General features: G+C 71.7%; 23 protein-coding genes. 4 read left to right on the forward strand and 19 right to left on the reverse strand.

From position 1 onward, the window contains the following. Window positions 1–169: 169 nt before the first annotated feature. The 13 genes from leuA to hrcA all read right to left on the reverse strand — a co-directional run bounded on the left by leuA (window position 170) and on the right by hrcA (window position 14,113). Entirely contained in the window at window positions 170–1,942 is a 1,773-nt protein-coding gene (gene leuA / locus EDF27_RS12840; protein WP_123653143.1) for a 2-isopropylmalate synthase, read from the reverse strand. Between the two features lie 719 nt (window positions 1,943–2,661). Next, entirely contained in the window at window positions 2,662–4,059 is a 1,398-nt protein-coding gene (locus EDF27_RS12855) for an ABC transporter permease (protein ID WP_132049169.1), read from the reverse strand. Beyond that, window positions 4,056–4,808 (reverse strand): ABC transporter ATP-binding protein, encoded by a 753-nt coding sequence (locus EDF27_RS12860; RefSeq protein ID WP_132049171.1) that lies wholly within the window; start codon window positions 4,806–4,808, stop codon window positions 4,056–4,058. Before EDF27_RS12860 ends, EDF27_RS12855 begins: the two co-directional genes overlap by 4 nt. A gap of 119 nt (window positions 4,809–4,927) precedes the next feature. After that, window positions 4,928–5,599 (reverse strand): response regulator transcription factor, encoded by a 672-nt coding sequence (locus EDF27_RS12865; protein ID WP_123653139.1) that lies wholly within the window; start codon window positions 5,597–5,599, stop codon window positions 4,928–4,930. Then, complete coding sequence (locus EDF27_RS12870; protein ID WP_243698337.1) at window positions 5,596–6,834, reverse strand: histidine kinase; 1,239 nt, start codon at window positions 6,832–6,834, stop codon at window positions 5,596–5,598. The genes EDF27_RS12865 and EDF27_RS12870 overlap by 4 nt, the downstream gene beginning before the upstream one ends. Before the next feature lie 64 nt (window positions 6,835–6,898). Beyond that, window positions 6,899–7,819, reverse strand: coding sequence for a GTPase Era (era, locus tag EDF27_RS12875; RefSeq protein WP_123653138.1), 921 nt, complete (start codon window positions 7,817–7,819; stop codon window positions 6,899–6,901). Then, window positions 7,816–9,147: a hemolysin family protein gene (locus EDF27_RS12880; protein ID WP_243698338.1), complete on the reverse strand. Its 1,332-nt coding sequence runs from the start codon at window positions 9,145–9,147 to the stop codon at window positions 7,816–7,818. The genes era and EDF27_RS12880 overlap by 4 nt, the downstream gene beginning before the upstream one ends. Next, on the reverse strand, window positions 9,144–9,605 hold the full coding sequence (ybeY, locus tag EDF27_RS12885) for an rRNA maturation RNase YbeY (protein ID WP_123653137.1): 462 nt from the start codon (window positions 9,603–9,605) through the stop codon (window positions 9,144–9,146). Before ybeY ends, EDF27_RS12880 begins: the two co-directional genes overlap by 4 nt. Further along, window positions 9,602–10,663, reverse strand: a complete 1,062-nt coding sequence (locus tag EDF27_RS12890) for a PhoH family protein (protein ID WP_243698360.1) — start codon at window positions 10,661–10,663, stop codon at window positions 9,602–9,604. Before EDF27_RS12890 ends, ybeY begins: the two co-directional genes overlap by 4 nt. Before the next feature lie 58 nt (window positions 10,664–10,721). Continuing rightward, window positions 10,722–11,063, reverse strand: coding sequence for a histidine triad nucleotide-binding protein (locus tag EDF27_RS12895; protein WP_123653135.1), 342 nt, complete (start codon window positions 11,061–11,063; stop codon window positions 10,722–10,724). Window positions 11,064–11,103: 40 nt separating this feature from the next. Further along, entirely contained in the window at window positions 11,104–11,880 is a 777-nt protein-coding gene (locus EDF27_RS12900) for a 16S rRNA (uracil(1498)-N(3))-methyltransferase (RefSeq protein ID WP_132049173.1), read from the reverse strand. Continuing rightward, window positions 11,880–12,992 (reverse strand): molecular chaperone DnaJ, encoded by a 1,113-nt coding sequence (gene dnaJ, locus EDF27_RS12905; RefSeq protein ID WP_123653133.1) that lies wholly within the window; start codon window positions 12,990–12,992, stop codon window positions 11,880–11,882. Before dnaJ ends, EDF27_RS12900 begins: the two co-directional genes overlap by 1 nt. 98 nt (window positions 12,993–13,090) lie before the next feature. Further along, window positions 13,091–14,113, reverse strand: a complete 1,023-nt coding sequence (hrcA, locus tag EDF27_RS12910) for a heat-inducible transcriptional repressor HrcA (protein WP_123653132.1) — start codon at window positions 14,111–14,113, stop codon at window positions 13,091–13,093. Between the two features lie 107 nt (window positions 14,114–14,220). Between hrcA and EDF27_RS12915 the strand changes: the two genes are divergently transcribed. After that, window positions 14,221–14,628 (forward strand): DUF4870 domain-containing protein, encoded by a 408-nt coding sequence (locus tag EDF27_RS12915; protein ID WP_243698339.1) that lies wholly within the window; start codon window positions 14,221–14,223, stop codon window positions 14,626–14,628. A gap of 10 nt (window positions 14,629–14,638) precedes the next feature. Here EDF27_RS12915 and hemW read toward each other — a convergent pair whose 3' ends face one another. Then, window positions 14,639–15,871 (reverse strand): radical SAM family heme chaperone HemW, encoded by a 1,233-nt coding sequence (hemW, locus tag EDF27_RS12920; protein WP_132049175.1) that lies wholly within the window; start codon window positions 15,869–15,871, stop codon window positions 14,639–14,641. 28 nt (window positions 15,872–15,899) lie between these two features. On the opposite strand from hemW, the gene EDF27_RS12925 reads away from it, so the two are divergent. Then, window positions 15,900–16,601, forward strand: a complete 702-nt coding sequence (locus EDF27_RS12925; protein WP_165931485.1) for an HAD family hydrolase — start codon at window positions 15,900–15,902, stop codon at window positions 16,599–16,601. A gap of 6 nt (window positions 16,602–16,607) precedes the next feature. Here the strand turns inward: EDF27_RS12925 and EDF27_RS12930 are convergent, their stop codons facing one another. Further along, window positions 16,608–17,255 (reverse strand): DUF1990 domain-containing protein, encoded by a 648-nt coding sequence (locus EDF27_RS12930; RefSeq protein WP_123653129.1) that lies wholly within the window; start codon window positions 17,253–17,255, stop codon window positions 16,608–16,610. Between the two features lie 122 nt (window positions 17,256–17,377). Here EDF27_RS12930 and EDF27_RS12935 point away from each other — a divergent pair, with 122 nt between their 5' ends. Beyond that, entirely contained in the window at window positions 17,378–17,812 is a 435-nt protein-coding gene (locus tag EDF27_RS12935; protein ID WP_132049177.1) for a hypothetical protein, read from the forward strand. Between the two features lie 77 nt (window positions 17,813–17,889). Here the strand turns inward: EDF27_RS12935 and lepA are convergent, their stop codons facing one another. Both lepA and EDF27_RS12945 read right to left on the reverse strand, forming a co-directional pair. Further along, on the reverse strand, window positions 17,890–19,737 hold the full coding sequence (lepA, locus tag EDF27_RS12940; RefSeq protein WP_132049179.1) for a translation elongation factor 4: 1,848 nt from the start codon (window positions 19,735–19,737) through the stop codon (window positions 17,890–17,892). A gap of 152 nt (window positions 19,738–19,889) precedes the next feature. After that, window positions 19,890–21,056: an aminotransferase class I/II-fold pyridoxal phosphate-dependent enzyme gene (locus EDF27_RS12945; RefSeq protein ID WP_132049181.1), complete on the reverse strand. Its 1,167-nt coding sequence runs from the start codon at window positions 21,054–21,056 to the stop codon at window positions 19,890–19,892. Between the two features lie 190 nt (window positions 21,057–21,246). On the opposite strand from EDF27_RS12945, the gene rpsT reads away from it, so the two are divergent. Next, window positions 21,247–21,507, forward strand: a complete 261-nt coding sequence (gene rpsT / locus EDF27_RS12950) for a 30S ribosomal protein S20 (protein WP_123653125.1) — start codon at window positions 21,247–21,249, stop codon at window positions 21,505–21,507. A gap of 480 nt (window positions 21,508–21,987) precedes the next feature. Here rpsT and holA read toward each other — a convergent pair whose 3' ends face one another. Next, window positions 21,988–23,007 (reverse strand): DNA polymerase III subunit delta, encoded by a 1,020-nt coding sequence (gene holA, locus EDF27_RS12955; protein WP_123653124.1) that lies wholly within the window; start codon window positions 23,005–23,007, stop codon window positions 21,988–21,990. A 2,415-nt stretch (window positions 23,008–25,422) separates the two neighbouring features. Further along, window positions 25,423–26,133: a ComEA family DNA-binding protein gene (locus EDF27_RS12970; protein WP_132049186.1), complete on the reverse strand. Its 711-nt coding sequence runs from the start codon at window positions 26,131–26,133 to the stop codon at window positions 25,423–25,425. Window positions 26,134–26,210 lie beyond the last annotated feature (77 nt).

Genomic DNA, 26,210 nt, shown 5'->3' on the forward strand with positions numbered 1-26,210 from the left:
TCGAATCGGGCGTAGGGGTCGGAAGTTCCGACCCCCTACGCACGAAACCACCCACCAACGCGACGCTGGGAGGTGGGAACGCAACCCCGCCGGGAGGCTCGGCGCGCGTCGGACGCGCACCGAGCCTCCCGGCCGTGGTCGCGTTCGGTGCACGCGACCGAGCAGCTGGCTACGCGGAGACGAGCTCCGGGGACGCGCCGGAGGCGGCCCCGGCGCGCACCGCACGGTTCACCGCGGAGACGATCGCCTTGAGCGACGCCGTCGCGATGTCGGCGTCGATCCCGACGCCCCAGAGCCGCACACCGTCCACGTCGAGCTCGACGTAGGACGCGGCCTTGGCGTCACCCGAGGCGCTCATCGTGTGCTCCGAGTAGTCGTACAGCGTGACGTCGACGCCCTGCTCGCGCATCACCGAGAGGAACGCGTCGATCGGGCCCGTGCCGACGGCTTCGGCGGTGACGGCACCCTCGTCGACGCGCATCGCGACCGACAGGTTCGTGGTGCCCTCGAAGTCGCTCGAGGTCGCCGTCTTCGTGATCTCGTAGCGGCCCCACTTGTCCTCGTCGACCGGGGACGGCAGGTACTCGTCGCGGAACAGGTCCCAGATCTTGTCGGAGCTGAACTCGCCGCCCTCGGTGTCGGTGCGCTGCTGCACGACTCCGGAGAACTCGATCTGCAGCTTGCGCGGCAGGTCGATCGCGTGGTCGGTCTTGAGGAGGTACGCGACGCCGCCCTTGCCCGACTGGGAGTTGACGCGGATGACGGCCTCGTACGAGCGGCCGATGTCCTTCGGGTCGACGGGCAGGTACGGCACGGCCCACTCGACCTCGTCGACGGTCTTGCCCGCGGCGGCCGCCTTGGCCTTCATCGCGTCGAAGCCCTTGTTGATCGCGTCCTGGTGGGAACCGCTGAACGCCGTGTAGACGAGGTCGCCCGCCCACGGCTGACGCTCCGGGACCGGCAGCTGGTTGCAGTACTCGACCGTGCGCTTGATCTGGTCGATGTCCGCGAAGGAGATCTCCGGGTCGATGCCCTGCGTGAAGAGGTTCATGCCGAGTGCGACCAGGTCCACGTTGCCGGTGCGCTCACCGTTGCCGAACAGGCAGCCCTCGATGCGGTCGGCGCCGGCCATGTAGCCGAGCTCCGCCGCGGCGACGGCGGTGCCGCGGTCGTTGTGCGGGTGCAGCGACAGGATCACGTCCTGCCGGTGCGCCAGGTTCCGGGACATCCACTCGATCGAGTCGGCGTAGACGTTCGGCGTCGCCATCTCGACCGTGGCCGGCAGGTTGATGATGACCTTGCGCTCCGGGGTGGGCTCGAACACCTCGAGCACGGCGTTGCAGATCTGCAGCGCGACCTCGAGCTCGGTGCCCGTGTAGGACTCCGGCGAGTACTCGTAGTAGACCGTCGTGTCGTGCTGCAGCGTCGCCTCCGCCGCCTTGCACAGCTTCGCTCCGGCCACCGCGATGTCGACGACGCCCTGCACGTCGGTGCGGAACACGACCTCGCGCTGGACGATCGACGTCGAGTTGTACAGGTGGACGATGGCCTGCTTCGCGCCGTCGATCGCCTCGTAGGTGCGCTGGATGAGGTGCTCACGCGCCTGGGTCAGGACCTGGATGGTGACGTCGTCGGGGATGGCGCCCTCGTCGATGAGGCTCCGGACGAAGTCGAAGTCGGTCTGCGAGGCGCTCGGGAATCCGACCTCGATCTCCTTGTAGCCCATCCGCACGAGGAGGTCGAACATCGCGCGCTTGCGCTCGGCGTCCATCGGGTCGATGAGGGCCTGGTTGCCGTCGCGGAGGTCCACGGCGCACCAGCGCGGCGCCTTGTCGATGCGCTTCGTCGGCCAGGTGCGGTCCGGCAGCTCGACCGAGATCTGCTCGTGGAAGGGGACGTACTTGTGGATCGGCATCCCGGAGGGGCGCTGGGTGTTCTGCATGGTGTCGCACTTTCGTCGTGTGGTGGAGTGTGCGGCCACGACGGACTCCGCGACGAGGTGGGCCGTTGTGTCAGGCCTCGTCGCGGCAGCGAAGGAGGAGGAGCGCCGAGTACATCGCTGCCAACGGTAGCACCGCTCCCCGCCCGTGTGACAGGCGGGGCCCCGTCGCGCCGGCGCCCGCGCCGGTCCCGGCGCCCGCGCCCGCGCCGGTGGCGGTCCCGGCGCCCGCGCCGGCGCCGGTGGCGGTGCCGGTGCCGGTGCCGGTACCGGTGAGATCGCACTTCGTGTCGGACCTCCGGGTCTCAGGCGACACAGAACGCGATCTCACCGGATGATGCGGGCGGGCGGACGGGCGGACGCGCGCGAGCGGTCACGACATCCCGCGAGTCACGCGCCGACCGGTCGCGTTCCGTCACCCGGGTCGCGCCTCAGCGACGGAACGTGACCGGTCGGCGTCCGCGGACGGGGTGTCGCGACCGCGAGCGACCCGGCCGACGGACAACGGGCGGACGACGGACGGACAGCCGACGGACGGACGACGGGCGGACAGCGGACGCTCGCGACCGCGAGCGACCCGGCGGACGGCCGACGGGCGGACGGACGACGGGCGGACAGCGGACGGACGACGGACGGGAGGCCCGGTGCCAGCTGGCACCGGACCTCCCGTCCGGACGTGGTCGCGACCGTGGCCGCGGGCCGCCCCGCAACAGGGCCGCGGGTCAGTCGACCGCGAGCGCCTCCGTCGGGGGCACGCGCATCGCGCGCCGCACGGGAGCGACCGTCGCGGCCACGGCGAGCAGCAGCGCGCCGGCCACCACGATGACGATCGTCATCGGCGGCAGCACCGGTGCGCCTGGCGAGCCGAGCGACCCGAGGAGCGTCTGCCCACCGACCCAGCCGTAGAACGTACCGAGGACGAGTCCGGTGAGCACCGCCGCGACGACCATCTGGACGGCCTCGGTGATGATCATCCGTCGGACCTGTGCACCGGTGAGTCCGAGGACCCGGAGCAGCCCGAGCTCCCGCCGGCGCTGGAGCACCCCGAGCGCCAGCGCGTTCACGACCCCCACGGCGGCGATCACGGCGGAGAACCCGACGATCACGCTGACGACGCCGTTGACCTGCACGAAGAAGTCCCGCATCCCCTGGAGCTGCTCGGGGCTGCCGCCCTGGAGCTGCCCGCGCAGCTGTGCTTCGAGCACATGCTGCATCATCCCGAGCGCGACAGCGAAGGTGACGAGCAGTGTGACGCCGATGACGAGCCCGATGGTCGCTCGCGACGAGCGCCCCGGCGCCCGCATCGCGTTGCGGCCCGCGAGCAGCACGACCGGGTCCTTCGCGCCGATCCGCCCGATCAGCGCGAGCACGGGCGGCATCACGATCGTGGCGCCGACGGAGACCCCGGCGAAGGACACGAAGCCGCCGAGCGCTGCCGGCAGCACGGCGATCGGGGTGACGGCGCTGAGCACCAGCCCGAGGAGCATGAGCGCGCCGCCGCCGGCCATGAGGACGATCGCCCAGACCTTCCGCGCGGTGCCGGAGCGGACGTCGTCGTGGCTCGGCTCGACGCTGGAGGACAGCGCCTCGAGCGGGGTGACCGTCAGCACCCGGCGTGAGCCGACGCCGAACGCACCCCAGGTGGCGAGGACGACCGCGACGACCGGGAGCACGAGCTGCCACGGCACGAGCGTGTAGGTGGTGTCCGGCAGGAACCCGTTGCCCCGGAGCACCGCGACGAAGAGCGCGGTCAGCCCGGTGCCGACGACGGCCCCGACCAGCCCGCCGAGGACCCCGACGACGAGCCCCGCCCGGACGATGCGGGCACGGAGGGTCGCGCCGGTGGCCCCGACCAGCCGCTGCAGCGCGATGATCCGCGTCTGCCCGGCGATGAGCGTCGCGCAGGTGTTCGCCGTGACGATCGCCCCGACGTAGAGCGCGATGCCGAGGAACAGCCAGCCGATGACGTCGAGGATCGACTTCACCGGCCCGAGGTCCGCAAACCCGGCGGCGGTGAGCGCTTCGGTCGCGATGCCTGGCGCGATGACGAGTGCCGATCCGAAGGTGGTGCCGAGCGCCGCGACCAGGATCGTCGGGCTGAACTCCTTGACGGTGTTCACGCTGCTGCCTCCATCCCCAGCATCGTGGTGGAGATGTCCGCCGCGCTCATCGCCGGGCGGTCCCCCACGATCCGCCCGTCGGCGAGGAACAGGATGCGGTCGGCGTTGGCAGCGGCGACCGGGTCGTGCGTGACCATCACGACGCTCTGGCCCCACTCGGCCACGGCCCCGCGGAGGATCGCGAGCACGTCACGGCCGGTCCGGGAGTCGAGCGCGCCGGTCGGCTCGTCGGCCACGACGACCGCCGGCCGGGACGCCAGCGCGCGGGCGATCGCGACCCGCTGCTGCTGGCCACCGGAGAGCTGGTGCGGCCGGTGCCCGAGGCGGTTCCCGAGACCGAGCATGTCGACGAGCCGGTCGATCCACGCCGATTCTTCCCGCGAGGGCTTGTGCCCGCCGAGCAGGAACGGCAGCCGGATGTTCTCGCTGACGTCGAGCGTCGGCACGAGGTTGAACGACTGGAACACGAACCCGAGCCGCCGGCGACGGAGCTCGGTGAGGTCCTTGTCGCCGAGCTGGGTGATGTCGACCCCGTCGATCTGGATCCGTCCGGCGGAGACCGCATCGAGCCCGGCGGCGACGTGCATGAGCGTTGACTTGCCCGAGCCGGACGGCCCCATCACCGCGGTGAACTCGCCGGCGCCGATGTCGACGCTGACGTCGTCGAGCGCCGTGACCCGGCGCGCGGCGTCGCCGTAGTGCTTGGACACGTGGTCGAGTCGGATGATCGGAGCGTGGCTGGTGGTCATGTGTCCACCATGACGCTCGGGAGGCACGTCCCGCGTCGGTCCGTCGGCTCCTGTGGATGGATCGATCGGCTCACATGCCGGCGGTCACGTCATCCGGCAGGATGACCCCGGAGAGCAGTTCAGTCCCGCGTGACGAGCCCGTGCTCGTGTGCGAACACGACGAGCCGCACCCGGTCCCGCAGCCCGAGCTTGGTGAGCACCCGGGAGATGTGGGTCTTCACCGTGGCCTCGCTGACGTACTCGTGCTGCGCGATCTCGCTGTTGCTGAACCCCCGCGCCGCCAGGTCGAAGATCTCCCGCTCCCGCGGCGTCAGGTCGTCGACGGCCGCGGGCACGTTCGCGGCACGCTCGGCGGAGTCGTCGTACCGACGGAGGAGCTCGCGCGTCGCCGACGCCGCGAACACGGCGGTGCCCGCGTGCACGGTCCGGATCGCCGCGAGCAGGAACTCCGGGTCGGCGTCCTTCAGCACGAAGCCGCTCGCACCGGCGCGGATGGCCTTCGCCGCCGCCTCGTCGAAGTCGAACGTGGTGAGCACGAGCACCTTCGCCCCGTCGGTCCCGGCGTCCTCGACGATCTGCGCCGTCGCGGTGATCCCGTCCATCACGGGCATCCGGACGTCCATGAGCACGACGTCGGGTCGGCCCCGGCGGACGAGTTCGACCCCTTCGGCGCCGTTGCCGGCCTCACCCACGAAGCGCAGGTCCGGCTGCGAGTCGATGAGCATCCGGATGCCGGTCCGGAACAGTGCCTGGTCGTCCACGAGTGCGACGCGGATGGGGTTCTCGGTCATCGTGCGGTGCGCTCCTGGTCGGTCGAGGTGACGAGCCCGCGGGGCATCTGCCCGCTGGCCGGGTGTGCCGGGATCCGGACGGCGACGGCGAAGTCGGCGCCGCGGGGGCCGGCGGTCATGCTCCCACCGGAGATCGTGGCACGCTCCCGCATGCCGACGAGCCCGTGCCCGGTACCCGGCCCGGAACGACCGTGGTCGGCGCGCCGGTTGACCACGTCGATCTCGACGGTGTCCGGGCGGTAGGTGAGGGTGGTGCGCACCGGAGTGCCGTGCTCGCCGTGCTTGTACGCGTTCGTCAGGCTCTCCTGCACGATCCGGTACACGGCGAGCTGCGTGGTCGTCGGCAGTCCCGACGCGTCTCCGCGACGCTCGACCTGCACGTCGAGCCCGACGTCGCGCATCTCCCCGACGAGCTGCTCGATGTCGTCGATGTCGGGCGTCGGCGCGGTGCCCTGCTCGTGGCGGAGCGCACCGAGGAGTTCCCGGACGTCACCGAGGGCGCGGCGGGCGGTGGTCGAGATCGTGCCGAGCGCCTGGTCGGCGACGGCCGGGTCGGCCCGGAGCGCGTACCGGGCGCCGTCGGCCTGGGCGATGACGACGGCGAGCGAGTGCGCCACGATGTCGTGCATGTCCCGGGCGATCCGGACGCGCTCCTGCTCGACGGCCACCGCGCGGTCGGCGCGGGCGGCGTCACGCTCGGCGAGCAGCTGGGCTTCCCGGCTCATCCGCGCGGTCTGCCGGGTCCGTGCGACGACCCCGCCGAGCCAGGGCAGGAGCAGGATCGCCAGGATGACGACGAGCGACCCGAGCGCGAGCTGCGAGGACTCGACCACCGGGCCGGAGATCGTCTGTTCGTGGGACCGGGTGGCGTAGTCCTGCAGGCCGACGTACGCAGCGGCGACGACGGCACCGCCGATCGCCGAGACGAGCCCGGCGATCCGGATCCGCCGGCTGCCGTACGCGCTCGTCGTGTACAGGACCCCGGCGATGAACACGTCGGACAGGTCCGGCTGCTGCATCGTCGCCATCTGGAAGACGGCGGCCGCCCAGGCGATCGCGAGGGCCAGGCCCGGTGAGAGTCGCCGGAAGGCCAGCGCGACGGTCATGCCGAGGACGGTCAGGTAGGCGACCGGGCCGTCGATGCCGCGCGTGGACGTGATCGCGACGAGGGCGCCGAGGACACCGGCGACGACGACGTCGACGGTGACCTGACTGCGCAGCATTGGACGGAACACCCGTCCACGGTACGACCGCCGGGTCACGAGCGCGTCAGTCCGCGGAATGACCCGGCCCGTTCGGTCAGAACCCGAGCCGCCCGAGCTGCTTCGGGTCGCGCTGCCACTCCTTCGCGACCTTGACCCGGATGTTCAGGTAGACGTGCCGGCCGCCGAGCAGCGCCTCGATCTCGGCGCGCGCCCGGGTACCGACGTCCTTGAGACGCTCGCCCTTGTGCCCGATCACGATCGACTTCTGGCTGTCACGCTCGACGAACAGGTTCGCGAAGATCCGCAGCGGCCCGTTCGGGTCGTCGTCGGGGTCCGGCTCGACCATGTCCTCGATCGTGACGGCGAGCGAGTGCGGGAGCTCGTCGCGCACACCCTCGAGCGCGGCCTCGCGGATCAGCTCGGAGATCCGCTCCTCGTTCGTCTCCTCGGTGACGGCCTCGGCGCCGTAGAGCGCGGGCGACTCGGGCAGGAGCGCGGTGATCTCCGTGAGCAGGGCCTCCAGCTGCGTGCCCTGCGTCCCTGACGTCGGCACGATCGCGTCCCACTCGCGGAGCGCGGACACTGCGAGGAGCTGTTCGGCGATCTTCTCCTTGCCGGCACGGTCGACCTTCGTGACGATCGCGATCTTCTTCGCGCGCGGGAAGTGGTCGAGCGTCTCGTTGATGAACCGGTCGCCCGGCCCGATCGGCTCGTTCGCCGGGACGCAGAAGCCGATCACGTCGACGTCGCCCAGGGTGGACTGGACGAGGTCGTTGAGCCGCTCGCCGAGCAACGTACGCGGTCGGTGCACACCGGGGGTGTCGACGATGATGACCTGCCCGTCGGGGCGGTGCACGATGCCGCGGATCGCGCGGCGGGTGGTCTGCGGCTTCGACGAGGTGATCGCGACCTTCTCGCCGACCAGCGCGTTGGTGAGCGTCGACTTGCCGACGTTCGGGCGGCCGACGAACGAGACGAACCCGGCTCGGAACGGTGTGGCGGAGGTGTCGGTCATGGGTGCGTGGTTCCCGTCGTGGTGGATGCGGTGTCGTCGAACGCCTGCTCCGCGCCGGCGAGGGCGTCGGTACGTTCGGCGAGCACGGAGATGAGGTGGCGGCGCTTGCCCTCGACGCGGTCGGCCGTCAGCACGACGCCGGACACGGTCACGGACTCGCCCGCGGTGGCCAGGTGGCCGAGTTCCTTCGTGAGGAGGCCCCCGGCGGTGTCGACGTCGTCGTCGTCGAGGTCGATGCCGAACAGGTCGCCGAGGTCGTCGATCGGCATCCGGGCGGAGATCCGCCAGACACCGCCGCCGAGGTCGACGCGGTCGATGACGGTGCGGTCGTACTCGTCGGAGATGTCGCCGACGAGTTCTTCGATGAGGTCTTCCATGGTGACGAGCCCGGCGACCCCGCCGTACTCGTCGACGACCAGGACGAGGTGGTTCTTCGCGGCCTGCATGTGCCGGAGGGTATCGTCGGCGTGCTTGGACTCCGGGACGAACTCGGCGACGCGGAGCAACGAGGTGACGGGGCGGCCGCCGGCGTCGGTGCTCTCGTAGAGCGCCCTGGCGAGGTCGCGGAGGTACACGACGCCGAGGACGTCATCGCTGTCCCGCCCGGTGACCGGCATGCGGGAGACACCGGCGGCGAGGAACTGCTCCATCACCGCGGCGAGGGTGTCGGTGGCGTCCGCGGTGACCATGTCGGTCCGGGGCACCATGACCTCGCGCACCAGGGTGTCGCTGAACTCGAACACCGAGTGGATGAGCTCTCGGTCCTCGTCCTCGAGCACGTTGCTCTCGGTTGCCTCGTCGACCAGGGAGAGCAGCTGCTCCTCGCTGGAGACGCTCGACGTGCTGCCGTTCCGGCCGGGGGTGACCCGGTCGCCGATGAGCACCAGGAGCCCGGCGAGCGGCCCCAGCACGATGCGGACGGCGTGCACGAGCCCGCCGGTGACCGCGACCAGCCGGTCGGCGTGCGCGCGCCCGACGCTCCGCGGGCTGGACCCGACGAGCACGAACGAGACGGCGGTCATGATCGCGGCGGAGACGATCAGCGCCAGCCACCAGGTGTCGAGCACCGAGAAGAGCGCGATCGTGACGAGCACGGCCGCCGCGGTCTCGGCGAGCACGCGGAAGAAGTTCAGCGCGTTGACGTGGGCGCCGACGTCGTCAGCGATCGCCTCGATGGCCCGGCGGCGCTTGCTGCCGCGGGCGATGTCGTCGAGGTCCGCGCGCGAGAGCACCCCGAGCGCGGCGTCCGACGCGGCGAGGAGCCCGCCGAGGACGACGAGCACGAACGCCACCGCGAGCAGGACGGCGACGAGCAGCACTGCGGTCACCGCCCCCGGCGCTGCGCGGCGAAGGCTGTCAGGATCTCCCCCTGCAGCCCGAACATCTCGGCCTTCTCCTCCGGCTCGGCGTGGTCGAAGCCGAGGAGGTGGAGGATGCCGTGGCAGGTGAGCAGCAGGAGCTCGTCGGTCGTGGAGTGCCCGGCGGTCTTCGCCTGGGCCTCGGCGACCTGCGGGCAGAGCACGATGTCGCCGAGGAGCCCGGCGGGCGTCGGCTCGTCCTCGGTCCCGGGGCGGAGCTCGTCCATCGGGAAGCTCAGCACGTCCGTGGGGCCGGGCTCGTCCATCCACCGGACGTGCAGCTGCTCCATCGCACCCTCGTCGACGAGGACGATCGCGAGCTCGGCGTCCGCGTGCACGTGCATCGCGTCGAGCGCGAAGGCCGCGAGCCGCTGCACGGCGTCGTCGTCGATGTCCACACCGGACTCGTTGTTGAGCTCGATGCTCACCGGGTTCCTCCTCGGGGGTCGTTCTGGGGGTACGGGCTGTGCTGGCGGTCCTGCGGCGGGCGACCACGACGCTCGGCACGGTTCGCGCCGGCGGGGTTCGGCGTCGGGGCGGTGCCGCGACCACCGGGGCGGTGCCCGGCCTGCTCGGCGAGCCGCTGTTCGTCGTACACCGTGTACGCGTCGACGATGCGGCCGACGAGCGTGTGCCGCACGACGTCCTCGCTGCCCAGGCGGGCGAAGTGGATGTCGTCCACCTCGGACAGGATCTGGGTGACGATCCGCAGGCCGGAGACGTTGCCGGGCAGGTCGACCTGGGTGATGTCGCCCGTGACGACCATCTTCGAGCCGAAGCCCAGACGCGTCAGGAACATCTTCATCTGCTCGGGCGTGGTGTTCTGCGCTTCGTCGAGGACCACGAACGAGTCGTTGAGCGTCCGGCCGCGCATGTACGCGAGCGGTGCCACCTCGACCGTGCCGGCGGCGAGGAGCTTCGGGACCAGCTCCGGGTCCATCATCTCGTTGAGCGCGTCGTACAGCGGCCGCAGGTACGGGTCGATCTTGTCGGTGAGCGTGCCGGGCAGGAACCCGAGGCGCTCCCCCGCTTCGACCGCGGGGCGGGTCAGGATGATCCGGGTGACCTCGCGCCGCTGCAGTGCCTGCACGGCCTTCGCCATCGCCAGGTACGTCTTGCCGGTGCCGGCGGGACCGATGCCGAACGTGATGGTGTTCTCGTCGATGGCGTCGACGTAGCGCCGCTGTCCGTCGGTCTTCGGGCGCACGGACTTGCCGCGGCTCGAGACGATGGGCGTGCCGAACACGTCGGAAGGACTACGTTCCTCGTCGATGATCCGGGCGGAGGTCGGGATGTCGCCCTGACCGATGTCCTGGCCGCGCTTGACCATGCCGACGAGCTCGTCGACGAGCGCGCGGGCACGGGCGACGTCGCGCTCCGGCCCGGTGAGGGTGACCTCGTTGCCACGGACCAGGACCCGGACGCCCGGGTACTGGCGTTCGACGGTCTTCAGCAGCCGGTCCTGGGGGCCGAGGAGCTGGACCATCGCGATCCCGTCGACGCTGAGTTCCGAGACGGCTTCGGGCTCGGGGTGTGCGGTGTCGTCAGCTGGCAAGGGTGCCTTCCTGCAGGTCGCCTGCGAGTACGTGCGCGTGCACGTGGAACACGGTCTGTCCGACGGTCTCGCCGGTGTTGAAGACGAGACGGTACTGCCCGCCGGAGCGCTCGTCGGCGATGCGCTGCGCGGTGGTCACGATGTGGGCGAGGAGGTCCGGGTCACCCGCGGCGAGTTCGGTCACGTTGGCGTAGTCCTCGGTCTTGGGGACGACGAGCACGTGCACGGGGGCCTTGGGCGCGATGTCCTCGAACGCGATGACGCGGTCGTCCTCGGTCACGATGGTGGCCGGGATCTCCCGCGCGATGATCTTCGAGAAGACGCTGCTCATGACCCCATCGTAGAACGCGCCACCGACCGCGACACCGGGTTCACCAGCGTCCGAGCTTGGCCTGCAGCACGGCGAGTGCCGCGGGGCCGGCGGTGGAGGTCCGCAGCACGCTGTCGCCGAGCCGCACCCGGACGGCGCCGGCGGCGGTGAGGCGGTCGAACTCGGAGCCGTCGATCCCGCCTTCCGGGCCGACGACCAGGACGATCTCGGTGGCGTCGGACGGCGGTTCCCAGGTCGCGAGCCGCACCGTGGCGGTCGGGTCCAGCACGACCAACGCGACCCGAGCCTCCAGGCCGGAATCGCCGGCACCGCCGGCACCGCCGGAACCGACCCCGGCAGCCAACGCCGCCGTCGTCACCGGCGCCGACACGGACGGCACCCGCGACCGGATCGCCTGCTTCGCGGCTTCCTGCGCGATGGCCGCCCACCGGGCCTGCCCCTTCGCGACCTTCGCGCCCTCCCACCGGGAGACGCTCCGCGCGGCCGACCACGGGACGACGTGGTCGACACCGATCTCGGTCGCCGCCTGCACCGCCATCTCGTCGCGGCCGCCCTTCGCGAGCGCCTGCACGAGCGTCAACGACGGGACCGGCGCTGGTGACGTGGTCAGCGACGACACGGTCAGCACCAGGGCGTCACGGTCGAGCGACGCCACCGAGCCGAGGGCGACGGTCCCCCGGCCGTCCGAGAGCCGCAGCGTCTCGCCGACCCGGACCCGCGCGACGGTCACGGCGTGCCGCCCCTCTGGTCCGTCGAGCGCGACGGACGCGCCGACCCTCACGCCGTCGAGCGAGTCCACCAGGTAGAGCGATGCCATCAGAAGTTGAAGAAGCGGTCGCGGAGCTTGCCGAACATGCCCTGCTGGAACTTCGCGAGCTGGGGCGGCGCCGCCTTGTGCGACTTCGCGAGCTGCTCGACGAGCTGGCGTTCCTTGTGCGAGAGCTTCGTCGGGGTGACGACCTGCACGCCGACCCGGAGGTCGCCGCGGCCGTTCCCGCGGAGCTTCGTGACGCCGCGGTCCTTGAGGACGAGGACGTCGGCGCTCTGCACACCGGGGCGGAGCTCGAGCTCGACCGGGCCGTCGAGGCCGTCGATCGTGGTCTTCGTGCCGAGGACCGCGTCGGTCATCGACACCTCGAGCGTGGCGAGGAGGTCGTCCCCGTCACGGCTGAAGACGTCGTGGTGGCGCACGCGGATCTCGAGGTAGAGGTCACCGGAGGGGCCGCCGGCGGGGCCGACCTCACCCTGGCCGGGCATCTGCAGGCGGAGTCCGGAGTCGACGCCGGCCGGGACGTCCACGGGGATGGTCCGGCGTGCGCGCACGCGGCCCTGGCCCTGGCAGGTGGGGCACGGGTTCGGGATGACGGTGCCGTGTCCGCGGCAGGTGCCGCACGGCGCGCTCGTCACGACGTTGCCGAGGAGCGAGCGGACCTGGCGCTGGATGTGGCCGGTACCGCCGCAGATGTCGCAGGTGCGCGGGCTCGTGCCGGGCGCGCAGCAGGAGCCGCCGCACGTCTCGCAGAGCACCGCGGTGTCCACCTCGACGTCCTTGTGGGTGCCGAACACGACCTCGTCGAGGTCGACGTCGATGCGGAGCAGGGCGTCCTGCCCGCGCTCGGCGCGGCTGCGCGGACCGTTGCCACGGCCGCCACCGCCCCCGCCGCCGAAGAAGGCGTCGAAGATGTCGCTGAAGCCGCCGGCGCCGCCGCCGAACGGGTTGTCGGCCTGGGGGCCGGCGTCGTACCGACGACGCTGCTCGGGGTCGCTCAGCACGTCGTACGCGTGCGTCACGTCCTTGAAGCGCTCGGCGGCGTCCGGGCTCGGGTTCACGTCCGGGTGCAGTTCGCGGGCGAGGCGGCGGTACGCCTTCTTGATGTCGGCGTCGGCCGCGTCGCGCGGGACACCGAGGACGTCGTAGTGGTCTGCCACGTGTTCCTCAGGTAGGTTTCGTCGGTCTTGCTGGTGGATCGGTCTGGAGGCCCGGGTCGGCTCGCGCGCTCAGCGCGCGTCCCCGGGGTGGTCGGTCGTCAATTCTCTCCGAGCAGTCTGGACAGGTACCGCGCGACCGCGCGGACCGCGGCCATGTTGGAGCCGTAGTCCATCCGGGTGGGGCCGAGGACGCCGAGCCGGGCGACCTCGCCGCCCGCCGCGACGTACCCGCCGGCGACGATGCTCGTCGCGTCGAGGCCGTACTCGGCGTTCTCGACGCCGATCCGTGCGGTCACGGAGACGTCGTCGAGCTGCATCTCCCCGAACAACCGGAGCAGGGTCACTTGTTCCTCGATCGCTTCGAGGACCGGGAACAGGCCGCCGGAGAAGTCCTGTTCGCTCTTCGCGAGGTTCGCGGCGCCGGCCATCAGCAGCCGGTCCTGGCGGTTGGCGGCGACCTGCTCGATGAGGGTCGCGACGACCACGCCGGCGAGGGTCTGGGACTCCGGCCGGATCTGCGCGGGGATCGCCCGGAGTGCCGTCGGGACGTCGTGGAGCAGGAGCCCGACGGACGAACCGTTGACGACGGAGCGGAGTTCGACGAGCGCGGTCTCGTCGAGGGTGACGTCCGTCTCGACGACGCGTTGCTCGACCCGGGCGGTGTCGGTGATGAGCACCACCATCAGGCGGGTGTCCCCGAGCCGGACGAGTTCGACGTGCTGCACCCGGGCGCGCACCATCGACGGGTACTGCACGAGGGCGACCTGGTTCGTCAGCTGACTGAGCAGGCGAACCGTGCGGCTGAGGACGTCGTCGAGGTCGTTCGACGCGCCGAGGAAGGTCTCGATGGCCTGGCGCTGGGCACTGGTCAGCGGGCGCGCGGCGGCGAGGTGGTCGACGAAGAGGCGGTACCCCTTGTCCGTGGGCACCCGACCGGAGGAGGTGTGCGGGGCGATGATGAGCTGCTCGTCCTCGAGCAGGGCCATGTCGTTGCGGATCGTGGCCGCGCTGACGCCGAACGCGTGGCGCTCCACGATCGACTTCGAGCCGACGGGTTCGCGGGAGGCGACGTAGTCGCGCACGATGGCCTTGAGGACCTCGAGGGACCGTTCACTGACCACCAGGACCCCTTCCGCTCGCGCTGGCACTCGGACGTGACGAGTGCTGATCCTACGCCCGACCACCGACGTCCCGACACTTTGCGCACCGGTGTCGATACGCTCTCGGCATGAGCTACGGACAGCCGCCGAACGGACCCCAGGGCTACGGACAGCAGCCCGGCGGTCAGCAGTACCAGCCACCCCAGCCGATGACCCCCGAGGACCAGCGCCTCTGGTCGACGCTCACGCACATCGGCGGGATCTTCTTCAACTTCATCGCCCCGCTCGTCGCGTACCTGCTGTTCCGCGACCGCGGCGGCTTCGTCCGCGAGCACACCCGCGTCGCGCTGAACTTCCACATCACGATGGCCATCGCGTACGCCGTCGGGGTCGTCACGGTCTGGCTCGGCATCGGCCTGCTGATCCTCTTCGCTGTCTGGGTCGTGACGATCATCTTCGGCATCATGGCCGCCGTCGCCGCGAACCAGGGCCGGTTCTACCGCTACCCGCTCTCGATCGAGTTCATCAAGAACTGAGCACGAGCACCTAGTCGAGCAGCTCCCGCACCACCGCGTCCGCGAGCAGCCGGCCCTGCAGCGTGAGGTCGAGGCGACCCGGCGTGCCGGGCGTCCCCAGGGCGCTCCGCCCGTCGACGAGACCGCGTGCGATGAGCCCGGCGACCCGGCCACGGGCCTCCTGTCGGATCTCGTCCGTCCGCAGCTCCCCACGGACCCGCGCCGCCAGGAGCAGCCGCTCCACGTACCGGGTCTCCGCGTCGATGGTCTCCCGACCCGCGGCCGGCGACTCGTCGGCGAGCACCCGGTTCGCGTACGCGGCCGGGTGCTTGACGTTCCACCACCGGGTGCCGGCGACGCTCGAGTGCGCGCCGGGGCCGACGCCCCACCAGTCGTGGCCCTTCCAGTAGGACAGGTTGTGCCGGCTGACGTGCTCGTCGCCGCGGGCCCAGTTCGAGACCTCGTACCAGCCGTACCCGGCGTCGCCGAGGACCTGGTCCGCGAGCTCGTACATGTCCGCGGCGAGGTCGTCGTCGGGCGCCGGCAGCTCCCCGCGCGAGACGGCGCGGCCCATTGCCGTGCCGTCCTCCACGATGAGCGAGTACGCGGACACGTGGTCGGGCTCGCAGGCGATCGCGGCGTCGAGCGAGGTGCGCCAGTCGTCCAGGGACTCCCCCGGCGTGGAGTAGATCAGGTCGAGCGAGACGTCGAGCCCCTGCTGCTTCGCGAGGTCGACGACGTCCGGCACCCGGAGCGGGTCGTGGGTGCGGTCGAGCGTCGCGAGCACGTGCGGGACCGCGGACTGCATGCCGTAGCTCATCCGCGTGAAGCCCGCGCGCCGCAGGGTCGCGATGGACTCCGCGTCGACGGAGTCCGGGTTCGCCTCGGTGGTGACCTCGGCCCCGGGGAGGATCCCCCACGTGTCGTCGATCGCCCTGAGGATCATTGCCAGGTCGCTCGCGGGGAGCATCGTCGGGGTGCCGCCGCCGAAGAACACGGTGGACACCGGACGTCGCGGCACGCCGGAGCGGTCCAGGACCGAAGCGGCCCAGGCGATCTCGCGGACGGCGTGTCCGGCGTAGTCGTCGCGGCGGACACCGCGGAGCTCGGACGCGGTGTACGTGTTGAAGTCGCAGTAGCCGCAGCGCACCCGGCAGAAGGGCACGTGCACGTAGACGCCGAAGGGCACGTCGCCCGATCCGGCGCCGGGGGTGATCAGACCGTCCGCGGGTGCCGGGTCAGCGATCGGGAGGGCACTCGGCATGGAGTCCATTGTCCGCCATGATGGAGTCATGGAGCACCACCCCGTCCCGACCACGGTGCTGTGGGACATCGACGGCACCCTCGTCCGGAACGCCACATCGCCCGGCAACCTGTACCACCTCGCGCTCGAACGGGCGACGGGCCGCGACCTCCCCCTCCTCGTCGGGCACCAGCACGGCCGGACCGACGCCGGCATCATCGCCGAGCACGTCCGCGCCCACGACCTCGGCGACGACCTGATCCCCACCGTGACCCGCCACCTCCGCGACCTCTCCGAAGAACGGCACCGCGCGGGCGAGCACCGCACCGCCGCACCGGGGGCTGTCGCACTCGTCACCCGCTTCGCCGAGCTCGGCTGGCGGAACGGCCTGCTCACCGGCAACTCCGCCTACCGCGCACGGGTCAAGCTCGCCGGTGCCGGGTTCGACGTCGACGCGTTCGACTGGGAACACTCCTACTTCGGCGACGAGGAGGTGGAGCGCGCCGGGGTCACCGCCCTCGCCGCGGACGCACTCGCCGGCACCCGCGCCGTCATCGTCGGCGACACCCCGCGCGACGGCGAAGCGGCGGACGCCGTCGGCATCCCGTTCCTCGCGGTCGCGACCGGCGTCTACGACGTCGACGCGCTCCGGCACACGAACGCCGTCGCGATCGCGCGCGACTGCGTCTCGGACGCGGCACTCATCGAGGACGCGATCGCCGCGCTGCCGCCGCTGCGGCACGAGGGGTAGCGCGGACTAGTCGCCGCGCAGGGCCTCGAGGTACTTCTCCGCCATCACGCGCTGCTGCCGACGGAGCAGCGGCGCGACGAAACGCCACTTCGCGCTCGCGGGCTGCGAGAACTGCCGGATCTGCAGCCACACCGAGCCGTCCGCGGTGCGCTCGATGACGAACGACTCCTCACCCGAGAGCGGGTGCCCCTCGAGCGTGCCGTACGCGAAGCCCTTGCGGTCCGGCTCGTCGATGATCGACACGACCCGCACCGGCGCCTGCACCGTCTGCCCGAACGCGTGCATCGTCAGCACCGCGCTCGTCCCGGCGGTCACCAGCGGGGTGCCGTCCGGCGAGAACTGCTCCACCCGCGGCGTCCCGATCGAGGCCGGCGCGATCGGCACACCCTGCTCGTCGAAGGTCACCGGGTTGTACCGGACCTCGTCGTCGTCGGGTGCTTCGTCCACGCGCACCGCGATGCCGCTGCGCTCCTGGATCTGCCACGTCAACGCCTGGGTCACCGCGGTCTCGAAGCGCTGGTCACCGTGGCCGATGCGGGAGCGCGACTCCGCGGGGACGAACCCCTCTGGCGGGTAGGTCATCAGGTCGGGCGCCTGCGTGGCACCGACTGCTCCGTAGGTCAGGGCGGTCAGGTACCCTCCGCGGCTGCTCATCTGGCCATCGTACTGGGGGTGCGTGGCCGGGTCGAACCGACGGCGCGCGGTCCGTCGTCCACTTCCCGTGCACCCCGAACTGGAGGCCGTGCCCACCTCCGCCACGCCCCTATCGTTGGCTCGTGCTCACGCCAGCCCCCGCTCGCCGACGGTCCGTTGACGCGCGCGTCCGGGCATCTGGCGTGCTCGCGCTCGGGAGCTTCGCGGTGGCCGCGGCGTGCCGGATCGCGGTCGACCGGGTGGCCGCCGGCTTCGAGACGCTGAACACCATCGCCGCCGTCGGGGCGTCGGCCGCCGGGCTCGGGGTGCTGCTCTTCGGGGCGACGCTCGTGCTCGCCGTGCAGCACCACCGGGGCCGTCGGCTGCCGCTGGTGCTCGGCGGGGTGACGGCGCTCCTGGCGCTCGGTGCCGTGGCAGCCGCGGTGGTGGCGACGACTGCGCCGGATGTGGGGGCGGCGTCGAACGCGACCATCGTGCGGACCGCGCTGGCGGGACTGGCTGCTGCGAGCCTCCCGGCGGTCTGCCTGGCGGCCCTGCGATCCCGCAGCCAGCGCTAGTCCGCCAGCTCCCCCGCGAGTAGTCCCGGAAAGCGACAGTGCTCGGCCGGATCCCGGCCGAGCACTGTCGCTTCGCGCTACTTCTTCTTCTCTTCGACGTCGCCGGAGAGCGCCGCGATGAAGGCTTCCTGCGGGACCTCGACCCGACCGATGGTCTTCATGCGCTTCTTGCCCTCCTTCTGCTTCTCGAGGAGCTTGCGCTTGCGGGTGATGTCACCGCCGTAGCACTTCGCGAGGACGTCCTTGCGCATCGCGCGGATGCTCTCGCGGGCGATGATGCGGGCGCCGATCGCCGCCTGGATCGGGACCTCGAACTGCTGACGCGGGATGAGCTTGCGGAGCCGCTCGGTCATCAGCGTGCCGTACGCGTACGCCTTGTCGCGGTGCACGATCGCGCTGAACGCGTCGACCTGGTCGCCCTGCAGCAGGATGTCGACCTTGACGAGGTCGGCCGCCTGGTCGCCGATCGGCTCGTAGTCGAGGCTGGCGTAGCCCTGCGTCTTGCTCTTCAGCTGGTCGAAGAAGTCGAACACGATCTCGCCGAGCGGGATCTGGTAGCGGATCTCGACGCGGTCCTCACCGAGGTACTCCATGCCGAGCAGGGAGCCGCGGCGCTGCTGGCAGAGCTCCATGATCGCGCCGACGTAGTCCTTCGGGGCGAGGATCGCGGCGCGGACCATGGGCTCGCGGACCTCGACGATGCGCCCGGTCGGGAACTCGGACGGGTTCGTGACCTCGGTCACGGTGTTGTCCTCGTTCGTGACCTCGTAGATGACGCTCGGCGCGGTCGTGATGAGGTCGAGGCCGAACTCGCGGGAGAGCCGCTCGGTGATGATCTCGAGGTGCAGCAGCCCGAGGAACCCGCAGCGGAAGCCGAAGCCGAGCGCGACGGAGGTCTCGGGTTCGTACACGAGCGCCGCGTCCGAGAGCTTGAGCTTGTCGAGCGCCTCGCGGAGGTCCGGGTAGTCCGAGCCGTCGATCGGGTACAGGCCCGAGAACACCATCGGCTTCGGGTCCGTGTAGCCGGGCAGGGCTTCGGTCGCCGGACGCTGAGCGCTCGTGACGGTGTCGCCGACCTTCGACAGGCGGACGTCCTTCACGCCGGTGATGAGGTAGCCGACCTCGCCGACGGACAGGCCCTTCGTCGGGATCGGCTCCGGGCTCGACACCCCGATCTCCAGGATCTCGTGCGTCGACTTGGTCGACATCATCTGGACCTTCTCGCGCGGGGCGATCGAGCCGTCGATCATGCGGATGTACGTCACGACACCGCGGTAGCTGTCGTAGACCGAGTCGAAGATCATCGCGCGGGGCGCGGCGTCGACCGTGCCGACCGGGGCGGGGACCGTCCGGACGACCAGGTCGAGGAGCTCCGGCACGCCGACGCCGGTCTTGCCGGAGACGCGGAGGACGTCCTCGGGCTTGCCGCCGATGAGCTGCGCGAGCTCGGCCGCGTACTTGTCGGGGTCGGCGGCGGGCAGGTCGATCTTGTTGAGGACCGGGATGATCTGCAGGTCGTTCTCGAGCGCCAGGTAGAGGTTCGCGAGCGTCTGGGCCTCGATGCCCTGGGCAGCGTCGACGAGCAGGATGGCGCCCTCGCACGCGGCGAGCGACCGGGAGACCTCGTACGAGAAGTCGACGTGCCCGGGTGTGTCGATCATGTTCAGCGCGTAGGTCTGGCCGTCCAGCTCCCACGGCATGCGGACGGCCTGCGACTTGATCGTGATGCCGCGCTCACGCTCGATGTCCATGCGGTCGAGGTACTGGGCGCGCATCGCACGGTCCTCGACGATGCCGGTGATCGAGAGCATGCGGTCGGCCAACGTCGACTTGCCGTGGTCGATGTGCGCGATGATGCAGAAGTTGCGGATCGCGTCGGCCGGAGTCGCGGCGGGCTCGAGCGGAGTTGCTGCTTGTGGGCTCACGGTTCCTCAGGTGGGTCGGACGGTCGAACGATTGTCCCACGGTTGGGCGCGCTTGCGGTGCGGGGTGTGGGGTGTGGTGCGCCCCTCGCACGGTGCGGGGCGTGGCGGGCGTGCACCGAGCCTCCCGTCCGGGGTCCCGGCCGGCCGTCCGCTCAGACGGTGGCGTGCGCCGGAGCCGGCAGCGCGCCCAGGCCGCGCCGGAGGTCCTCCGGGGTCGCCGCCAGGCAGATCCGGATCCAGCCCTCGCCCGTCCGGCCGAACGCGCTGCCAGGTGCGACCGCGACCTTCTCGTGCTGCAGGAACGCGAGCGCCCACTCCGCGACGTCACCCTGGGCGGCGTGCGCCATGTCGATCCACAGGTAGAACGCGCCGCGCGGGTCGTTGTAGCGGATGCCGGCGGCGTCGAGGACCTCGGTCGCGACCGCGAGGTTGGCGCGGTAGTGCTCCCGGGCGTCGCGCACCGCGGAGTGGTCCCCCACGATCGCCGCGAGGGCCGCGTACTGGTCCGGCTCGGCGACGCAGCTGATCATCGCCTCCTGCGTGGTCCGCATCGTCGCACCGAGGCCCTTCGGCGTCACGAGGCACCCGACACGGACGCCCGTCATCGCGTACGTCTTGCTCAGCGAGAACGCCGTGAACACCCGGTCGTCGTCGTCGAGCGCCGCCAGGCTCACGTGCCGGGTGTCGTAGGTGAAGTACTCGTAGACCTCGTCGCTGATCACCCACAGGTCGTGCCGCTTCGCCAGCGCCAGGATGCTCCGGAGGGTGTCCTCGCCGAACACCGAGCCGAGCGGGTTCGACGGCGAGTTCACCACGATCGCCCGGGTGTGCTCGGTGATGCTCGCCTCGAGCGCGTCGAGGTCCGGCTCGAACCCGTGCTGCGGCTCCAGCCGGTACGGCACCGGCGTCGCCCCGATGATGTGCGCGTTCATCGTGAACGTCGTGTAGCCGGGGTCCGGCACGAGGAGCTCGTCGCCCGGGCTCAGCACCAGCGTCATCGCCTGGAACAGGGCCTGCGTCGCCCCGACCGTCACCCAGATCTGCTCGAGGTCCGCCTCGATGCGGTTCTCGCGGAGCAGCTTCTCCTGGATGGCCCTCCGGAGCGGTGCGATGCCGCCGTTCGGCGTGTAGTCGGTGCGGTCCTCGGTCCACGCCCGCTTGGCGGCGTCGGCGATGTGCGCCGCGACCGGGACGTCCGGCTCGCCGATGACGAGCATCGTGACGTCATCGCCCTCGGCCTGCAGCAGGGCGGCCTGTTCGAAGACCCGGCGGATGCCGGAGGCGGGGACGGTGTCGATCCGAGGTGCGAGGGACGGCATGCCCAACACGGTAACGCCCGCGTGTTTCCGCGCGGTGACGCGTGTCGCGCGCATTGAACCGCTGTTCCGTGCCTGGTAGTGTTGCTTGCTGGCTTGCGCGTTCCCCGCCCACGGGTGGAACGCGAGACGACCAAGGGCCCCTCTACCCAGCGGTCGCATTCACCCGTACGAGACGAAGCAGGAGCACCACATGGCGAACATCAAGTCGCAGATCAAGCGCATCAAGACCAACCTCAAGGCCACGGAGCGCAACAAGGCCTACAAGTCCGAGCTCAAGACGTTCATCCGTCACACCAACGAGGCGATCGTCGCCGGCGACAAGGAGAAGGCCACCGCCGCTCTCGCCGTCGCGTCGAAGAAGCTCGACAAGGCCGTGAGCAAGGGCGTCATCCACAAGAACCAGGCCGCGAACCGCAAGTCGGCCATCGCGAAGAAGGTCAGCGCGCTCTGAGCCGCTGACGCTTGAGGGCCCCGCACCGAATGGTGCGGGGCCTTCGTCGTTCCGGGGGGTGGGTGGGACGGCGCGGGGCGGGGCAGGGCGGGGCGGGGCGGGGTGGCGCGGGTCTCGCTGACGGCGGGCGCGCGGCTCGGCTCGGCACCGCACAACCGAAAACACTTCGCACCACGTGGTTCCGTGGTGCGAAGTGTTTTGCGTTGTGCGGCGCCCGCTCGCGCCGCGGACGGACAGCAGCCGGGTCGCGGCGCCGGCGCCGATGCCGCCACCTGGTGACGCGCGGGGCTCGGCTCGGCTCCGCACAACCGAAAACACTTCGCACCACGCGTTTCCGTGGTGCGAAGTGGTTTGCGTTGTGCGGCGCCCGCTCGCGCCGCCGACCGCCGACCGCCGACCGCCGGGCGCCGGGCCGCGACGGGCGGGCGCGCGCGTGCGGGCGCGCGCGCGTGCGCGGACCGACGGGAGGCTCGGGTCGACTCAGCGGTCCTCGCCGCGACGGGCGATGGTGCGGACCATGACCTCGAGCGCGTAGTGCGCGTCGCGCGAGCCACCCTTCACCGCGGTGTCCGCCTCGGCGATGCTGATGATCGCGTTCGCGAGGCCGGCCTCGCTCCACCCGGCGACGTCGCGCTGGGCACGCTGCACCTGCCACGGCGCCATGCCGAGCGCGGAAGCCGCCTGGCCGCTGGAGCCCCGGAAGGCACTGACCTTGGCCATCGTGCGGATCTTGCTCGCGAACGCCGCGACGATCGGCACGGGCGCTTCACCCGTCGACAGGGCGTGCCGCAGCTCGACGATCGCCGGAGCCGACCGGCCCGCGAGCGCGATGTCGGCGACCTTGAACGCGTTGGTCTCGACGCGGCCGCCGTAGTACTTGTCGACGACCTTGTCCGTGATCTCCTGCGCTTCGTCGGCGAGCAGCTGCCGGCACGCGGCCGCGAGCTCGGCGAGGTCGTCCGCGAACGCCGCGACCAGGGTGCGGACGGCGGAGGGCGCGATCTTCCGTCGGGCGGCGCGGAACTCCGCGTTCACGAAGTCGATGCGGTCGGTCTCCCGCTTGAGCTCGTCGCACTGGACTTCGATCCCGCCGCCGACACCGCTGCGGATCGTGTCGAGGAGCTTCTTGCCCCGGACCCCGCCGCCGTGTCGGAGCACCAGGGTGACGTCGTCGGCGGGGTTGCCGAGGTAGGAGATCGTCTCGGTGATGAAGGCGTCCGTGCACTTCTCGACGTTGGTCACCCGCACGAGCCGGGGTTCGCCGAACAGGGACGGGCTGGCGAGGGTCGCGAGCAGGCCGGGGGCGTACTGGTCCGCTTCGAGGTCGTGGACCTCGAGCGCAGGATCCTCGCCGACCAGCAGGTCGCGCAGCATGCCGGTCGCCCGCTCTGCGAGGAACGTCTCCGGCCCGGTCACGAGGATCACGGGCGCGGGACGGATGCCCGACCACGGGACCTGGTCGATCTTCGCGGCGGCGCGCGCGGGCTTCTTGGCGGGCATGCGTTCCTTCCGACGGTGCGGCTCCGAGTCTACGGGCCACCCCCGACGCGGACGGCACGGGGTCGGCGGACGCCCGCTCGGTCCACACCTCTGGGCCCTCGGTCCCCCGGCGCACCACGACGGTGCCCTGCAGATCGGTACGGAAGGGTGTCGTCCCCGCTGCCGCCAGCATCGACAGCGCCCGGTCGGTGGGGTGTCCGTAGGTGTTGTCCGCGCCGACGCCGATCAGCCCGACCGGCGCCGCGAGCTCCCGGTAGAGCACCGGGTCCTGGTCCGCCGAACCGTGGTGCGACACCTTGACGACGTCGACCGGTTCGATGCCGGCGCTCCCCCGCAGCCGGCGTTGCGCGGTGGCATCGAGGTCCCCGAGGAACACGCCCGACAGACACGACGTGCACGACGGTGCCGAGGGACCGACCGCGAGCACGATGCTCGCGTCGTTGCCGTTCGCGGAGTCGCTCGCCCGCGGCCAGAGCACGCGCCACGGGAGGGCACCGAGCAGCCCCGCGACGCCGTCGTCGCCCCGTCGCACGTCCACTCCTGCCCGCTGCAGGTCACGGACAACGGCATCGTCCGCCGGTCGTCCGGTCGACCCGGTCAGCGCGATGTCGACGTCGGCAGCGACCTCGTCCACGGCGCCGACGTGGTCGCGGTCGAAGTGCGTCAGCACGAGCAGGTCGATCCGGTCGACGCCGAGCAGGTCCAGGCACGCGCGCAGTCGCTCCGGGTCGTCCCCGACGTCCACCAGCGCGGTGCTCGCCCCGTTGCGGATGAGGACCGCGTCCCCCTGGCCGACGTCGCACGCCGCGATCGCCCAGTCGCCGGGGAGCCCGGCCCGGACGATCGCCCGCGGGACGAGCGTCGACGCGATGCCGATCACCCCGACCACCGCCGCGATCAGCAGCACCCGCGTCCGGAGTGCTGCGGGTACGAGCACCGCGGCGACGAGCCCCGAGCTGACCGTCGCGGCCGCTCCGACGCCGAGCAGCCCGGTGGGCCACGGCACCGCGGCGAACGGCAGTGCAGCGGCACCGTGGGCGACGGCACCGATGGCCGCGGCCGGCGCCCAGGCGACCGCCGCGACGACCGCCGCTCCCGCCGGCCACACGGGTGCGAGCAGGCACGCGCCGAGCCCGAGCACGGTGACCACCGGCGCGAGCGGCTCGGTGACGAGGTTCGCGGGCACCGCATACGTCGGGAGCGCGGCGGAGAGTGGGATCGTCAGCGGCCAGCACGCTACCTGCGCGGCGATCGGCACGGCCAAGGCCGCGGCGATCGGCGTCCAGCACCGTCGAGCCAGCACCGCGGTCAGGGGCGGTCCGAGCACGACGATGCCGCTCGTGGCGAGGACCGACAACCCGAACGCGAAGGAACGCGAGAACCAGGGGTCGACGACGAGCATCCCGAGCACGGCGAGGCAGATCAGCGGGACGCCCCGCACCGGACGCCCCGCGAGGTGCACGACCAGGACGACGACGGCCATCACGGTCGCCCGGAGGATCGACGGGTCCGGACGCACCAGCACGACGAACCCGAGCAGCAGGGTGACCGCACACGCCGCTCGTGTCACCCGCCCGAGCCCGGCCGCCTTCCCGAGCACGACGACGAGCGCGACGATCACCGCGCAGTTCGATCCCGAGACGGCGGTGAGGTGGGTGAGCGCACTGGTCTCCATCGCGGTCTCCGTCGCCGGGTCCAGCCCGCTCCGGTCCCCGATCGCGAGACCACGGAGCAGTGACCCGCCCGGCTGCGGCAGCTGCGAGGTCACGTCAGCGAACGCCGACCGCGCGGTGTTCGTCCCGGCGAGGAACCCGGTCGGTGGCGACGCGGCCGGGGTGCCGCGGAGGAACACGACGAACGCGGTGGCCGATCCCGGTCCGTCCGCTTCGAGCACCCCGGAGCCGGAGACCCGCGTCCCGGCACCGAGCACGGACGGCGCGTCGGTGTCCCGCGACGGGACGAGCCGGACCGGCACGTCGAGCCCGGAAAGGCCACGCGCACCGAGGACCTCATCCATCCCGTCGACCCCCGACAGTGTCCCGACCACGGACCGGTCCCCGGCGCCGAGGTCACGATCGAGCACCGCCTCGACCCGTACCGTCCGGCCGAGGACCGCGGTGAGCACCGCCGGCGAACGACCCGGCTCCGCGACGGCCACCGCGACCCCGACCACTCCGACGAAGGCCACCGACGTGACCACGAACGCAGCAGCGACGCGGAGCGCCACAGACGAACGCCCGGCACCCGAACGCCCTGCACCCGAGCACACGACGACCACCCCCACGAGGACCACGCAGCCCGCCCCACCGGCAACCCACCAGCCCCGGTCCGGCACCCCGACGAGCACCGCGGCCGCGACCCACGCGACAGCAGCCGGCACAGCGATGCGCAGGTCGGTCCGGTCCGGCGCGACGTTCACACCCGCACCCGGTCCTGCAGCTCGGCGAACCGGACGTCCCCGATGCCCGCGACGTCGAGCAGGTCCTCGACCGCGGCGAACCGCCCGTGTTCGTCACGCCACGCCAGGATGCGCCCGGCGAGGGCCGGCCCGATGCCCGGCAGGGTCTCGAGCGCGGTCTGGTCCGCCGTGTTCAGGTCGATCACGTCCGACGGCCCACCCGCCCCGGGAACGCCTGCCGACGCACCACCCGCAGCACCACCAGCACCGCCGACACCAGCGTCCAGCGCGGCGGGCAGCTCGGCCTCCCCCACCTTCGGCACGTAGAGGCGCTCCCCGTCGACGAGGGGCCGCGCGAGGTTCAGCCGGGCGAGGTCGGCATCGCCAGCGGCTTCCCCCGCCGCGGCAAGGGCGTCGGTGACCCGACTCCCCGCAGGGAGCGAGACGACCCCCGCCCGGCCCACGGCCCCGAGCACGTGCACCACGACGACCGCCCCCGCAGAGGACGACGCAGAAGACGACGCAGCAGCAGGACCACCAGGACCGCCGGAAGCAGGCACACCAGGACCAGGCGCACCGGCAGCAGGGACCGCGGACGCCCCGTCCACCGACACCGTCCCGCCCGCACCCCCACCCCGCGCGCCGAGCACGATCACGACCAGCGCCACCACGACGACGATCGCAGCGAGCACGAGCGCCGCACGGGGCGTCAGGGTGAACCGGGACATGGCGGAAACGCTACGGAGCCCGACCGTTCGGCCGGGCTCCGCGACGAGACACTGTGGACAGCAGCTGCTGGTTCCGC

It is taken from the genome of Curtobacterium sp. PhB136 (assembly GCF_004346855.1).
Lineage (GTDB): Bacteria > Actinomycetota > Actinomycetes > Actinomycetales > Microbacteriaceae > Curtobacterium.

What these genes read in the sequence shown, in the direction of transcription:
- leuA (WP_123653143.1), bottom strand. Translation starts at nt 1,942, where the DNA reads ATGCAGAACACCCAGCGCCCCTCCGGGATGCCGATCCACAAGTACGTC.
- EDF27_RS12860 (WP_132049171.1), bottom strand. Translation starts at nt 4,808, where the DNA reads ATGACCACCAGCCACGCTCCGATCATCCGACTCGACCACGTGTCCAAG.
- EDF27_RS12865 (WP_123653139.1), bottom strand. Translation starts at nt 5,599, where the DNA reads ATGACCGAGAACCCCATCCGCGTCGCACTCGTGGACGACCAGGCACTG.
- era (WP_123653138.1), bottom strand. Translation starts at nt 7,819, where the DNA reads ATGACCGACACCTCCGCCACACCGTTCCGAGCCGGGTTCGTCTCGTTC.
- EDF27_RS12890 (WP_243698360.1), bottom strand. Translation starts at nt 10,663, where the DNA reads ATGGTCCAGCTCCTCGGCCCCCAGGACCGGCTGCTGAAGACCGTCGAA.
- EDF27_RS12895 (WP_123653135.1), bottom strand. Translation starts at nt 11,063, where the DNA reads ATGAGCAGCGTCTTCTCGAAGATCATCGCGCGGGAGATCCCGGCCACC.
- EDF27_RS12900 (WP_132049173.1), bottom strand. Translation starts at nt 11,880, where the DNA reads ATGGCATCGCTCTACCTGGTGGACTCGCTCGACGGCGTGAGGGTCGGC.
- EDF27_RS12915 (WP_243698339.1), top strand. Translation starts at nt 14,221, where the DNA reads ATGAGCTACGGACAGCCGCCGAACGGACCCCAGGGCTACGGACAGCAG.
- hemW (WP_132049175.1), bottom strand. Translation starts at nt 15,871, where the DNA reads ATGCCGAGTGCCCTCCCGATCGCTGACCCGGCACCCGCGGACGGTCTG.
- EDF27_RS12925 (WP_165931485.1), top strand. Translation starts at nt 15,900, where the DNA reads ATGGAGCACCACCCCGTCCCGACCACGGTGCTGTGGGACATCGACGGC.
- EDF27_RS12930 (WP_123653129.1), bottom strand. Translation starts at nt 17,255, where the DNA reads ATGAGCAGCCGCGGAGGGTACCTGACCGCCCTGACCTACGGAGCAGTC.
- EDF27_RS12945 (WP_132049181.1), bottom strand. Translation starts at nt 21,056, where the DNA reads ATGCCGTCCCTCGCACCTCGGATCGACACCGTCCCCGCCTCCGGCATC.
- rpsT (WP_123653125.1), top strand. Translation starts at nt 21,247, where the DNA reads ATGGCGAACATCAAGTCGCAGATCAAGCGCATCAAGACCAACCTCAAG.
- holA (WP_123653124.1), bottom strand. Translation starts at nt 23,007, where the DNA reads ATGCCCGCCAAGAAGCCCGCGCGCGCCGCCGCGAAGATCGACCAGGTC.
- EDF27_RS12970 (WP_132049186.1), bottom strand. Translation starts at nt 26,133, where the DNA reads ATGTCCCGGTTCACCCTGACGCCCCGTGCGGCGCTCGTGCTCGCTGCG.